General features: G+C 61.8%; 9 protein-coding genes. 4 read left to right on the forward strand and 5 right to left on the reverse strand.

Annotation, left to right across the window (positions count from 1 at the left end; translation table 11 throughout):
* From prpC to acnA, 4 genes are all read left to right on the forward strand, one after another.
* Positions 1 to 1131 (forward strand): bifunctional 2-methylcitrate synthase/citrate synthase (prpC, locus tag CIC12_RS26920; protein ID WP_168668642.1); only part of this gene is annotated, 1131 nt, incomplete at its 5' end.
* Between the two features lie 103 nt (positions 1132 to 1234).
* Positions 1235 to 1738, forward strand: coding sequence for a hypothetical protein (locus tag CIC12_RS26925; protein WP_168668644.1), 504 nt, complete (start codon positions 1235 to 1237; stop codon positions 1736 to 1738).
* 24 nt (positions 1739 to 1762) lie between these two features.
* Positions 1763 to 3214 carry a bifunctional 2-methylcitrate dehydratase/aconitate hydratase gene (locus CIC12_RS26930; RefSeq protein WP_168668646.1) on the forward strand — a complete coding sequence of 484 codons (1452 nt, stop codon included), beginning with the start codon at positions 1763 to 1765 and terminating at the stop codon, positions 3212 to 3214.
* Between the two features lie 40 nt (positions 3215 to 3254).
* Positions 3255 to 5972, forward strand: coding sequence for an aconitate hydratase AcnA (gene acnA, locus CIC12_RS26935; protein WP_168668648.1), 2718 nt, complete (start codon positions 3255 to 3257; stop codon positions 5970 to 5972).
* Positions 5973 to 6083: 111 nt separating this feature from the next.
* Here the strand turns inward: acnA and CIC12_RS26940 are convergent, their stop codons facing one another.
* The 5 genes from CIC12_RS26940 to CIC12_RS26960 form a co-directional block, all read right to left on the reverse strand.
* On the reverse strand, positions 6084 to 7016 hold the full coding sequence (locus CIC12_RS26940) for a hypothetical protein (protein ID WP_168668650.1): 933 nt from the start codon (positions 7014 to 7016) through the stop codon (positions 6084 to 6086).
* A gap of 152 nt (positions 7017 to 7168) precedes the next feature.
* Positions 7169 to 8971 carry a sensor histidine kinase gene (locus CIC12_RS33370; protein WP_238812907.1) on the reverse strand — a complete coding sequence of 601 codons (1803 nt, stop codon included), beginning with the start codon at positions 8969 to 8971 and terminating at the stop codon, positions 7169 to 7171.
* Between the two features lie 12 nt (positions 8972 to 8983).
* Positions 8984 to 9592 (reverse strand): response regulator, encoded by a 609-nt coding sequence (locus CIC12_RS26950; RefSeq protein ID WP_168668653.1) that lies wholly within the window; start codon positions 9590 to 9592, stop codon positions 8984 to 8986.
* Positions 9593 to 9950: 358 nt separating this feature from the next.
* Complete coding sequence (locus CIC12_RS26955) at positions 9951 to 11069, reverse strand: OmpA family protein (RefSeq protein WP_168668655.1); 1119 nt, start codon at positions 11067 to 11069, stop codon at positions 9951 to 9953.
* Between the two features lie 92 nt (positions 11070 to 11161).
* On the reverse strand, positions 11162 to 14272 hold a 3111-nt coding region (locus CIC12_RS26960), incomplete at its 5' end, for a YadA-like family protein (protein WP_174772213.1).

A 14272-nucleotide genomic window follows, 5' to 3' on the forward strand; every position in this document is an offset into this window, starting at 1 on the left:
TTCAAACCGAAGAAATCCGTCGCGCTGTCCGGCGTGACGGCGGGCAACACCGCGCTGTGCACCGTCGGCAAGACCGGCAACGATCTGCACTATCGCGGCTACGACATTCTCGACATCGCGAGCGCGTGCGAATTCGAAGAGATCGCTTATCTGCTGGTCCATGAAAAGCTGCCGACCCAGGCCGAGCTGACTGCCTACAAGACCCGGCTCAAGGGCCTGCGCGGGCTGCCCGCGAACGTCAAGGCCGCGCTCGAATGGATTCCGGCCGCCGCGCATCCGATGGACGTGATGCGCACCGGCGTGTCGGTGCTCGGCACCGTGCTGCCGGAGAAGGACGATCACAACCTGCCGGGCGCGCGCGATATCGCCGACAAGCTGATGGCCTCGCTCGGCTCGATGCTGCTGTACTGGTATCACTACTCGCACAACGGCAAGCGCATCGAAGTCGAGACCGACGACGATTCGATCGGCGGCCACTTCCTGCATCTGCTGCATGGCGTCGAGCCGTCGAAGTCGTGGGTCGATGCGATGCACGTGTCGCTGAACCTGTACGCCGAGCACGAGTTCAACGCGTCGACGTTTACCGGCCGCGTGATCGCGGGCACGGGCTCGGACCTTTATTCGGCGATCACCGGTGCGATCGGCGCGCTGCGCGGTCCGAAGCACGGCGGCGCCAATGAAGTCGCGTTCGAGATCCAGTCGCGCTATCAGAGCCCGGACGAAGCCGAGGCCGATATTCGCCGCCGCGTCGGGAACAAGGAGGTGGTGATCGGCTTCGGCCACCCGGTCTACACGATCTCCGATCCGCGCAACAAGGTCATCAAGGAAGTCGCGAGGAAGCTGTCGAAGGAAGCGGGCAACCCGAAGCTGTTCAATATCGCCGAGCGGCTCGAATCGGTGATGTGGGATGCGAAGAAGATGTTCCCGAATCTCGACTGGTTCAGCGCGGTCTCGTATCACATGATGGGCGTGCCGACGGCGATGTTCACGCCGATCTTCGTGATCGCGCGCACGGCCGGCTGGAGCGCGCACATCATCGAGCAGCGTATCGACAACAAGATCATCCGGCCGAGCGCGAATTACACCGGACCCGAGAATTTGAAGTACCTGCCGCTAAATAGGAGAAAATAGCGGTCGCTGTGCGCTTTCCAGGCGCGTGCAGTTCAACCGCGCGGCCGCCAGGACCGGTAGCCCGCGTAATGTTTAACTGAAATTAGATAGAAAGGTTTTCTCCATGAAAAAGCTGATGATCGCCGCCGTGATTGGCGCCCTGTCCACGACGATGCTGTCCGTCGCGACTGACGCCGCCGCGCAAACGGCGACCACCACCAAGCCGGCTGCCAAGGCTGTCGCAAAGCGCCCGCAGCCGCGCCGCCTGATCAAGCGCAAGGAAAATCCCGCCAAGGAAGCGAAGGTCGATCCGGTACCGGAAGGCGCGGAAAAGTGGGCGTGCAAGGACGGTCTGGCTTTCGAAATGAAGGGCGACATGAAGCGTGACCAGATCGTCACCGTTCACTGGGCGAACAAAAACTACAATCTGCCGCGTGAAGCCACGACCACGGGCGCAGACCGCTTCCACGACGCCGCCACGGGCATGGATCTGGTCGTCATCCCGACCAAGGCGATGCTGTTCCAGGACAAGGACAGCTCGCGTCTGGCCGACGAATGCAAAACGACGGCGATGACGCAAGGCGCACCGGCTCCGACGCAATCGAACGCGATCAACAAGGTTAACTAACCATCGTCGTCAGGAACAGCCCCGATGTCCGCTCCGATTTCCAACGTGCGACCCGACCCGGACCCGGTCCTCGTCGATATCGTCGACTACGTTCTGGATTTTCCGATCGACAGCATGCTCGCGCTGGAAACCGCGCGTCACTGCCTGATCGATACGCTCGGCTGTGGACTCGAGGCGCTCTCCTACCCGGCCTGCACCAAGCTGTTGGGACCGATCGTGCCGGGCACGATCGTCCCCAACGGCGCGAAGGTGCCGGGCACGTCGTTCCAGCTGGACCCGATTCAGGCCGCCTTCAACATCGGCGCAATGATCCGATGGCTCGACTTCAACGACACCTGGCTCGCCGCCGAATGGGGTCATCCGTCGGATAACCTCGGCGGAATTCTCGCGACGGCCGACTGGCTCTCGCGCACTGCCATCGCAGCGGGCAAAACGCCACTGACGATGAAAGACGTGTTGATCGCGATGATCAAGGCGCACGAAATTCAAGGCTGTATCGCGCTCGAAAATTCCTTCAACAAGGTCGGGCTCGATCATGTATTGCTGGTGAAGCTGGCGTCGACGGCCGTGGTCGGCCAGTTGCTCGGCCTCACGCGCGACGAACTGATCAATGCGGTGTCGCAGGCGTTCGTCGACGGGCATGCGCTGCGCACCTATCGCCACGCGCCAAACACCGGTTCGCGCAAATCGTGGGCCGCGGGCGATGCGACCTCGCGCGCCGTACGCCTCGCGCTGATTTCGAAGACCGGCGAGATGGGCTATCCCTCGGTGCTAAGCGCGCCGACGTGGGGCTTCTACGACGTGCTGTTCAAGGGCAAGCCGTTCCAGTTCCAGCGCCCGTACGGCTCGTACGTGATGGAAAACGTGCTGTTCAAGATTTCTTTTCCAGCAGAGTTCCACGCGCAGACCGCAGTGGAGGCCGCGATGAAACTGCACGCACAACTCCCTGCGCGGGGCAAGCGCGTTGAAGACATCAAGAAAATCACGATCCGCACCCACGAAGCCGCGATCCGCATCATCGATAAAAAAGGCCCGCTGAACAATCCGGCCGACCGCGATCATTGCATCCAGTACATGATCGCCGTGCCGCTGATCCACGGCCGCCTGACGGCTGCGGACTACGAAGATTCGATCGCGCAGGACACGCGTATCGATGTGCTGCGCGCAAAGATGGCTTGTGTCGAAGACGCGCAGTTCACGAAGGATTACCACGATCCGGAGAAGCGTTCGATCGCCAATGCACTGACGGTCGAATTCAACGATGGATCGAAGCTTGACGAGGTCGCAGTCGAATACCCCATAGGTCATAAGCGCCGTCGCGAAGATGGCATTCCGTTGCTGGTCGAGAAGTTCAGGACCAACCTCGCGCGGCGCTTTCCGGTCAGGCAACAACTGGCGATTCTCGACGTGTCGCTCGATCAGGCAAGGCTCGAAGCCATGCCGGTCAACGAATACGTCGATCTGTACGTCATCTAGTTCAGTACTGTAGTTCCGCGATCAAACCAAGGAAAACACCATGGCCCACAACCTCCACAAAACGCTCAAGGAATTCGACAGCGGTTCCGGCAAAGGCAAGTTCTACTCCCTGCCGCAACTCGGCAAGGCACTGAACATCAAGATCGACCGCCTGCCGGTTTCGATCCGCCTCGTGCTGGAATCGGTGCTGCGTAACTACGACGGCAAGAAAGTCGCCGAAGAACACATCACGCAACTGGCAAACTGGAAGCCGACCGCAGCGCGCGTCGACGAAATTCCGTTCGTCGTGGCGCGCGTCGTGCTGCAGGACTTCACCGGCGTGCCGCTGCTCGCCGACATCGCTGCAATGCGCGGTGTCGCGCAACGCGCCGGCAAGAACCCGAAGTCGATCGAGCCGCTGGTCCCGGTCGATCTGGTCGTCGATCACTCGGTGCAGATCGATCACTTCCGTGAAAAGAACGCGCTCGACCTGAACATGAAACTGGAATTCCAGCGCAACAACGAGCGCTACCAGTTCATGAAGTGGGGCATGCAGGCATTCGACACGTTCAAGGTCGTGCCGCCGGGCGTCGGCATCGTTCACCAGGTGAACCTGGAGTACCTCGCACGCGGCGTGCACAAGAAGGCCGACGGGGCGGACACGGTGTACTACCCGGACACGCTGGTCGGCACCGACAGCCACACGACGATGATCAACGGCATCGGCGTGGTGGGCTGGGGCGTGGGCGGCATCGAAGCGGAAGCCGGCATGCTCGGCCAGCCGGTGTACTTCCTGACGCCGGACGTGGTCGGCGTGAACCTGAAGGGCAAGCTGCGCGAAGGCGTGACGGCCACCGATCTGGTCCTGACCATCACCGAACTGCTGCGCAAGGAAAAGGTCGTCGGCAAGTTCGTCGAGTTCTTCGGCGAAGGCACGCGCTCGCTGTCGCTGCCGGACCGCGCGACGATCGGCAACATGGCGCCGGAATACGGCGCAACCATGGGCTTCTTCCCGGTCGACGAAAAGACGATCGACTACTTCAAGGGCACGGGCCGCACCGACGCGGAAATCTCGGCGTTCCAGAACTACTTCAAGGCGCAAAACCTGTTCGGCATTCCGAAGGAAGGCGACATCGACTTCACGAAGGTGGTGACGCTCGATCTGGGCACGGTCGCCCCGTCGCTGGCAGGCCCGAAGCGTCCGCAAGACCGGATCGAAATCGGCAATGTGAAGTCGACCTTCAGCGATCTGTTCTCGAAGCCGGTCGCGGAAAACGGCTTTGCCAAGAAGGAAGCCGATCTGGACGCGCAATACACCACGTCGAACGGCGTGAATGTGAAGAACGGCGACGTGCTGATCGCCGCGATCACGTCGTGCACCAACACGTCGAACCCGAGCGTGCTGCTGGCCGCCGGCCTGCTGGCAAAGAAGGCTGTCGAAGCGGGCCTGACGGTCGCGCCACACATCAAGACGTCGCTGGCGCCGGGATCGCGCATCGTCACCGAATACCTGGCGAAGACCGACTTGCTGAAGTACCTCGACAAGCTCGGCTTCACGCTGGCCGCTTATGGTTGCACGACCTGTATCGGCAACGCGGGCGACCTGACGCCGGAACTGAACGAAGCGATCACGAAGAACGACATCGTGGCGGCAGCGGTGCTGTCGGGCAACCGTAACTTCGAAGCGCGGATTCACCCGAACATCCGTGCGAACTTCCTCGCCTCGCCGCCGCTGGTCGTCGCTTACGCGATCGCCGGCAACATCACGCGCGACCTGATGACCGAGCCGGTCGGCAAGGGCAAGGGTGGCCGCGACATCTACCTGGGCGACATCTGGCCGACCAGCGAAGAAGTCAACGCGCTGCTCAAGTTCGCGCTGGACGCCGACGCGTTCCGCAAGAACTACGCGCAGCTCACCAAGAAGGGCGACCTGTGGAGCAAGATCGAAGGCGAAGAAGGTCAGGTCTACGACTGGCCGAAGTCGACCTACATCGCAGAGCCGCCGTTCTTCGGCGACGACTTCTCGATGACGCCGGCCGACAGCATCGCCCCGGTCAAGAATGCGCGCGCGCTGGGCATCTTCGGTGACTCGGTCACGACCGACCACATCAGCCCGGCAGGGTCGATCAAGGAAGACTCGCCGGCAGGCAAGTGGCTGAAGGAAAACGGCGTGCAGAAGGCCGACTTCAACAGCTACGGCTCGCGCCGCGGCAACCACGACGTGATGATGCGTGGCACGTTCGCGAACGTCCGGATCAAGAACCTGATGATCCCGGCGAAGGCAGACGGCACGCGCGTCGAAGGCGGCCTGACGATTCACCAGCCGAGCGGCGAACAACAGTCGATCTACGACGCGGCGATGAAGTACATCGACGCCGGCACGCCGACCGTCGTGTTCGCGGGCGAAGAGTACGGCACGGGCTCGTCGCGCGACTGGGCTGCGAAGGGCACGCAACTGCTGGGCGTGAAGGCCGTGGTCGCACGCAGCTTCGAGCGGATTCACCGTTCGAACCTGGTCGGCATGGGCGTTCTGCCGCTGCAGTTCAAGGGCTCGGACAGCGTGCAATCGCTTGGCATCACCGGCGAAGAAACGTATGACATCGAAGGCCTGGGCGCGGACTTCAAGCCGCAACAGGAAGTGACGCTGGTGATTCGCGGCAAGGACGGCAGCGAAAAGCGCGTGCAGGTGCTGCTGCGTATCGACACGCCGATCGAAGTCGACTACTACAAGCACGGTGGAATTCTGCCGTTCGTGCTGCGCTCGCTGCTGGCTGCTTAAGCTCGGCTTAGTTGGCTCAGTAGCAAGGCAAACGGCTTGGCTGTTTTGCAGGGGCTGCGTCCTGTGGAGGGCGCAGCCGATTTTGAAGCCCGACCTCTGGTCGGGCTTTTTTTATTGAGGATCAGTTTTGAGAGTGGGTGGGTCGAAGGCGGTGGGGTTGTCGGTGATCTGGCGTTGCGTGAGGTGAGTGTTCCAATCGGGGTCGCGGGGGCCAAGGGGGCTGCCATTGGCCATGTGGGCGGTGTTTGTGTTCGTCCGCGCAGTGACGTGCGTGTGCCGCTGCTGCGTGGCCCAGTCACGCAATGCGGCCTGCACCGTGGCGTCCGCAGAGGGTAAGCGGGCAATTTGTTCCGGTTGCGCCGATAGGACGGGCGGCAGGGCTGGACGTGGCGAGCGGCTCGGCGATGCGTAGTCGTCGGCTAGCGCTTCGATTGGGTCGGCCGCCGATAGTTGGGTGCTGGTTGGGGTCGTGGCCGCGGCTTTGATCCTGGCGTTCACCGTGGCAGCGTGGCTGCTGGCCGTGTCGTCAGTCGATGCTCGTGCCGGCGGTGGCTCGGCGTGCCGCGCGGAGAGGGCCCGCATGGACTGCAGTTCTGCTTGCAGCGACGGTTTGGGCTCGTTTCGAAGTCCGCCTGCTGAAGCGACGTTGGCTGGCGACGATGCAATCTGTGCCAGACTCGGCGTCGGTTCAGCGACCGGCTGCGCCGATTTGCCCGAGGCTCGTGGACGGACCACGACCGGAGCGCCCGGCGTCGTGACGGCCCGCTCCGCTATCGTCATCGTCGCCAACTTACCCGCATCGCGCGCATCGTTGCTCGTCAGCAGCCACGCGAGCAAGATACTGCACGCGACGAATAGCGTCACCCCTAGCACTTGATCCAAACGGGACGAACGCTCGCGCGCTTTGTCCATCTCGAGGTAGTTGCGTGCCTCGGCCAGTTCTGCATCGAGGCGCGCGGAATAGTCGCGTTGCGGCGGCGACTTATAGAAGAAGCGAAACTTCTGCCCCGGCGCAAACCAGATGTGAGGTTCCTGCGGCGACATGCGCCGCTCGGTGTCCCGACATGCCGGTTGCGGCCGACGCTGGGTTGCCGGCCGCACCGGCCCCCGATACACGCCATAAGGTGGCGGCAAGCCACGGAGCAACCGCGCATTCGGTTGGGCCAGCCTGCCTTGAATCAAGGCCAGCGGTCGGTTCATGGTTGAGTCTTCCGGTGTGTGGGCGGCGGCGCTTCGAACTGCTTGACCAGGTTTCTCGCGCGGTCGATCAGTGCGTCGACCGATCCGGCACTCTGTTCCAACGGCGCCACGCTCGCGTGGCGCAACGCCTTCATCAGATCCAGCGCGCCGACCAAGCCCGCCGCCCCACTCAACCTGTGCAGCAGGGCGCGCTGACGATCGGGGTGACGCTGACGATGCTGCAAGATGGCGAGAAGCGCGAGGTCGTCGTCCATCGCCCGGCGCCAGCCGTCGAGGAAGGTGGAGAGATCGACTCCTTCGTCGGCGAGCGCATTCAGATAGCGAACTTCAAAAGGTTCGGGCAGGACGCCTGGAGCGCTTGCGGATGCATCTCGAGAGTGGGTGACTATGCGGGGAAGGCGCGGCGGTGTGTCACCTGGCTCACGTCTCGACAAGGGCGCCCACTGCTCGACTTTGAAAGGTGCGTTGAAGCTCGCACGAATGCCCGAAATCGGGCCATTTGTGATCGAAAGCTCGCCTCGCATACGCTCTGCGAGTAAGCGGCACAGTGGTAACCAGGCGTTGGCGGCGGTGGCTTCACTGCCATCGCGCAGCGTGCTCGTATCCGTGCCCGGAGTGCCGGCGATCAAGCCGCGATGCTGTGGCGGCGCGGCTAGTGAGTTCGTCGCACCCGCTTCCATCACGTTGATGACGATGCGCTGCGATCTCGAACTCAGCGGCCCGATACGCACCACGAGCACCACCTCTCGATGCGTGCCGAGCTGAAGCGTTCGGTCTAGCAGATGGAAACAAAGCTGGCCGAGCCGAGCGGGATCGGCGAGGATCGTATGGGCTAACTGACGATCGACGCTCGCACTCAGGCGCACGCCTTGTTGCGTCGCGGACGGCGCTAGCAGCGCGATGACGCCGTCGACAAGCGCACGCGGGTCTGTGACGCTTTCGTCGATGATCACTGCGCGTGAGTCGAGCGGCGAGTTATCGAGCAGATCGTCGAGCGTTTGGCTCCAGGTGCCCAGCGCGGATTGAAGCACCGCTAACTGCTGGCGTTGTGCGGGCGTTGATGGTGTTGTGTCAAGCGAGCCGAGCAGGTCAGCGACCGCGGACAAAGGCGCTTTCACATAACGGAGCATTGCGTCGGGAAGCCAGAACTGTCCGGCTATGACGGCGGCGTTTGCCTCGCTGCTCGCTTCGATAGGGGCAGCCTGCGCCCCCGCTTCGGCGGCTTCCCGACGGCGCGCCCACTCGTCCGTGATCTGTTTATGCTGTTCGATTGCTCGTTTCAACGCTGCGCGGGACCGCCACGCGCTGATGAGGGACAGCACTGCGGCAACTGCCAGCGCCAATGCCAGTGCGGACCTCCACGGCAGTCGTGCGCCGGCTGCATCCTGAGCACTGCGGGCGTCCCGCGCGCTCTGGGAAGGCCGGTCGGCGACGACGTATTCACTGTCGTTTGACGCAGATGTGTGTGGCGTTGTACCGGAAATGGCGCCTTCGTACGCCGAGGCGCCACGAGCCGGAGGCTCCCGGCTGGAAGCGGCGTCGTATTCACGCGGCGCTGATGTCTGGCGCGAACCATCGGTGAGCACCATGCGTGATGCACTGCCGATCGACGGTGTCGCGTTCGCATAGGTCGGAAGTATGCACAGCAGTGCATATGCAAAGAGACAAACCCATAACGCCGCCGAACGGATCGCCATTTGCCGTACACCATGGGGGCGCGAGGGAGAGAAATTGTGGACGGCGCGCGGCGCACGACGATGCACATCCACCAGCGAAGCCCACAGGCTCATGTCGTTCATAGCCCGCAAAACTTAATCGATCAATTTATGCAGCGAAGCAAACTCGATCAACGCCGCCAACGACGCGAGTCCCAGTTTTTCCTGGATACGGCTCTTGTAGGTGCTCACGGTCTTGTCGCTGAGAAAGAGACGGGTCGCGATCTCGCGATTGCTGGCTCCACGCGCGAGGTGCTGCAACACCTCGACCTCACGCGCCGACAGGGACTTCAGTCCGCTCCCGACAGCGGGATCGGCCGTATCCGCCGGGAAGCAGTCGTAGCCGAATAACACGGTTTTTAGCGCAGTAATCAACTCGCTGATTTCCCGGCCTTTGCTGACATAACCATTGGCTCCGGCATTGCGCGTATAACTTGCCATAACATGCTCTGGTTTGGCCGAGAGAACGAGAATACTGGTTTTCAGATTCTCCGCGCGAATGCGACGGATCAGGGATAAACCATCAAGCCGTGGCAAATCGAGATCGACAATGACCAGATCAGGACATTCGGTCAGCACCATTTTCAGGCCGTCTTCCCCGTCGCCACACTCTCCCACCATGTCCAGCTCCGGATCGGAATGGATCACGCCGGCTATCGTCCTCCGAATAATTGGATGGTCGTCGATAATCACAATTCTCTTCATTTATAGCTCGCCTTTGATATTGAATCAATGGGCATAAAACGAATCGAACCAGCCCAAATTTAACCAGAGTTAAATATTAACAACGCTATCGGAGATATTTCTCCCGCAACATAGGGCGAATTTTCTGCAATATCGGAAAGGATTTTCCTGTGTGAGCGATGGCGATGGCCTGCCTGCAATTTGCCATGACGATGCGATCCGATTGATGTTTGAGAAACGTCGGTTCACTGTTGGCCCACGGTATTCTTGCTTCGAACCCTGCAAGAGAGGAGCGCGAACGTCGCTCGCGCCCCTCATGCTGATCTCAGGTACCAGCGAGAAGAATTGACCGGCCATGCGGGCCCGGTCGCTCCTGATCTCACCGGTCTTGCTGACCTTGCAGCAACCGTTGGGATTGCGTGCGCTGGCCCAGCGGCGCAACCGACTCTTGCCCATTACTGCGTGCAAAGTCCAGTTCGACGCGCCGGTTCGGTGCGAGGCAGTCAATCAACGCCTGACGGTTGCGGTCATTACACTGCACCACCGGATCTTCCTTGCCACGGCCACGCGCAATGATCGGTATCTGGACGCCACCGTTCTGCAAGTACCGTTTGACGGTCTCAGCGCGCTTGGCTGACAACTGGCGGTTGTAGCTCTCGCTGCCCAAACGATCCGTAAAGCCGTCGATGCGGATGCTCGTTATGTCGTCGACCCGCTCCAGGTCGCGCAACAACTGATCGAGCTTGAGCTTGCCTGCCGGCAACATGCCAGCCAGATCGCCCCGATCGAACTTGAACGAAGCGTCAGCTTGCAGCGTTATCTTCGGCGGAATGATCGGATCGGCCTTGGCAACCGGCGGTGGCGTGCAGCTTTGGAGGGCGGCGCCGATGCCTGGCAAACCCTTCTCGACGCCATCGACGAGGCGCTGACTCTCGTCGAAGTTTCGCGTCCATGCTTCGTGACCTGCGTGAATCAACTCGACTTCCGAACAGGCCGTCAGATGCTGTGCTTCCTGGCACTGCGGGAACAGCGGCGAGGTCTTCGCAGCGAGAATCTGCTTCCACAGATCCGGCCGGATCATCGAAGCGGTCCGCAATTCCGGATTGTCGACAGAGAGTCCCTGCCCGGTCTCCAACGCCGTAGTCAGGCGATTGGCCTCGACCAGCGCCTCCTCGACGAAGCCCCAACCGTCGTGCAACGAGCGCTCGTCGGTGGCGGCGTCCAGCCAGCACTGGGCCTTGTCGCCGAAATAGTTATTCTTGCGCTCGCCCAGCGCGGTCAGCCGCGACTTCACCGACCGTAACGTAGCAGCGTTCTGGACGCCGCTATAGGTCGCGATCCACTGCGGCGTCACCGCGCCGGAGGCCTGATTCTGCGTCGCAGTGAACCCGGTTTGCAGAACCGTGGGGTCCTGGATCTGCAGCCGATCGCGGGTCGCGGAAGACGAACATCCTGCGAGCATCGCGGCGAGCGCGATGGCAATTAACGAATACTTCATGTCTGTCTCTCATGGAAGGGTCGCACGGAAACTCCCCGTGCGACCCAGACGGCTAACGTCCAAGCTTTGGATCAAAGCCTTGCGGCCGTCGCTTAGTTGCCGAGGACGATGCCGATGCCAGCGCGGACGATGGTGCTATTGCCGCCCGAGGTGGACACGCCAAGGTTGTAGTTGATCGAGCCCTTCTCGTTCCAGCGAGATACGCCCAGACCGACAGCCTGGTAGCCACGGTAGTTGGCGATGCCGGCGTTCAACGTGGTGCGGCCCGGCAGATACGGCGTGACGATGTTTAGCGCCGATGCCGAAGCAATACCCTTGGCCGCGTTGCGATCGATGTTATGAATCGAGTTGTTCATGTTGCCCATGGCACTGTTCAACTGATTCATGTTGACCGCATCGGTGCCCTGCGTACCCGCCGCGACATTGGTGATTTGACGCTCCGCGCCGACGGAACCCATGGATACGGAGTTGTCGCGGTCCGTCGTGGAGCCTGCTCCCAGCGCGACCGAGTTGGCGTTCGGAGCCGTCGCGCCGGAACCCAGCGCGACCGAACCGTTACCCGCCGTCACCGCGGACTTGCCGATTGCGATCGACTCAGTGCCGGTTGCCGCAGCACCGTTACCGATCGCGATGGAGTCCGAACCCGAGGCGACCGCGGCGGTGCCGTTGTCGCCGCCCCCCGGCGCGCCGATGTTGAAGTACGTGTTGCCGCCCGTGCCGTCGCCGGCGAGGATGTTGTTCAACTGGCTTTGGAGACTCGAGAACTGCCCATAGTTGACCGCATCCGTCGCTGCGGTGCCATCCGCCAGGTTCGTCAGCTTGACCGGTGCCAGAGCCCCCGCGCCGCCCAACGTCACCTGGCTCTTCGAGGAATCGTCGTAGGCAACGCCGTTTGCCGTGCCACCGCCGCCGTTGGTGTTGACATACGTGGAGACATACGACTGCATCTGCGCGACGTTGACGCCGTCAGTCGCGTCCACGCCTGTTGCCACGTTCTTCAACTGGGTCGGTGTACCGCCAGAGTTAAAGGTCAGCGTAGTCTTGCCGGCGTCGTCATACGTGACGAACGAGGTGGTCACATTACCCGACGGATCGACGCTCAAGCCAGCGTCCTTCAATTGCTTCAGGTTCACGGCCTCGTCGTCCTTGGTCGCCGCGGCCACATTCGCAATCGTCACGGGCGTCGTGCCGTTCGCATCGCCTAAGGTTATTCTCGTCTTGCTGGCGTCGTCGTACGCCACAAACGAGTTGGTCACGTTGCCCGACGAGTCGACGCCCAGGCCAGCGTCCTTCAATTGCTTGAGGTTCACAGCCTGGTCGTCTGCCGTAGCTGAGGCCACGTTTGCAATGGTCACCGGCGTCTTGGCACCGACTCCGCCCAGAGTCAGCATGTCATGCGCCGAGGTGTCGTAGGCCACCCCGTCAGCATTGCCACCCGTATTGATTTTCGCATTCAGAGCGTTCACTACGGAGTCGACGCCACTGTACGAATTACCATCGATCGTGTACACGGGCTTGCTGACCTGGCCGTCCGAGCCCACCGTCGAGCCGCCGCCCAACGCGGCGGCTGTACTACTCATCGCACCGTACAGTTGCGAACCGTTGATTGCCTGCTTGCTGCCCGACGCGACTTGCCCCGCGCCAACGTTCGCCAGCACCACCGGCACGGTTGAACCCGTACCGCCGAGCGTAACCTGTGTCTTGCTTGCATCGTCATACGCGACGAATGCGTTCGCCAGGTTGCCGCTGGTATCGAACTTCGCGCCCATTGCCGTCAACTGGCCGACGTTCACGGCATCGTTGCTGGCAACACCTGCCGCCACATTCGACACCGTCACCGCCGCGCCGCCAGTGTTCAGCGTCAGCTTGTCATGCGCCGGCGTGTCGTAAATGACAGCATCAGGCGAACCGCCGTTCGTGGCCGCATTGATTGCTGCAGTCATTTGCCCCAGGTTTACCGCATCGGTATTGCTGGTACCCGCTGCTACGTTGATGATCTGGCTCTGCCGACCAGAGTTACCCACCGAGACCGCATTGGCACGGTCGGCGATTGCACCGTAGCCGATCGCCACACCGTTGGCGGCGCTAACCGTCGAGTTCTGACCCAGTGCCATACCGCCCGTGGCGCCTTGGGCTGCGAACGAACCATAACCGATCGCAACGGCACCGATACTCGTGGCACTTGCCGTCGTGCCCAAGGCCGTTGCATTGACGCCGCTAGCACGAGCGTTATAGCCGATCGACACCGCGTTATCCGACAGCGCGCCAACCGAAGCACCTTCGCCGATTGCCGTAGCATTGATGGACGCAACTGCGGCGCTCGTGCCGACCGCGGTCGATCCGCTACTGCCGGCGATCGCGCCCGCGCCGACTGCCAAGGCCCCCTCACCCGAAGCGCTCGCCATCGGGCCAATTGCCATCGCATTCAAATCGTCCGAAGCTGTCGTGTTGCCACCTTGGACTACGCTCGAACTCACCGCGATATAACTCAACACCGCAGCCGAGCTTTGCATCATCGACTTCACACCACTGGTAGACGCGGCGTTCGCCAGTAGCTGGGTCTGCAGCGCATCCAGTTGGCCCACAGTCGCCGCATCGGTCGGATTGATGCCGTCCGCGACATGGGTAATACGCACTTCCTGCCCCTTGGCGCCGACAGATAGCGTGTTTTCCGCATCCGTGATGGCGTTCACGCCAAGCGCCGTCGAATTGGCAAAGGCTGCCGTCGCGCCTGTGCCGATTGCCAACGAATTCGCCTTGGTCGCGAGTGCGTTGCCGCCGATTGCAATCGACTCGGTGCCGCTCGCCTGCGCTGTGCCCGCGTTAGACACGACCTTGACGTATTTCAGATTGGTGGAAAAGTTCGTGTTGATCTGGTCGAGCTGACCATCGACAGCGGATAGGGCCGAACCAACATCGGCATAGGTCGAGCCGGTAATCACGTATGACGGCTGGGACAGTGTGCCGTCCGCGAGAAGGCTTGTCTGGCCGCCGAGCGCCTTGGCGGTCGATTGCGCCACGTTGTAGAGCTGAGCGCCATTCACTGCGTCGCTGCTAGACGCCGCGAGCTGACCTTTGTCGACGTTCGTCAGCAGAACCGCATCGGTCGAACCCGCACCGCGGAGCGTGATTTTATTCTTCGTCGCATCGTCGTATGCAACGAAGGTGCTTGTCACCGCACCACTGCTGTCGACGTTCGCGCC

This window comes from Paraburkholderia sp. SG-MS1, from assembly GCF_012275575.1.
Lineage (GTDB): Bacteria > Pseudomonadota > Gammaproteobacteria > Burkholderiales > Burkholderiaceae > Paraburkholderia.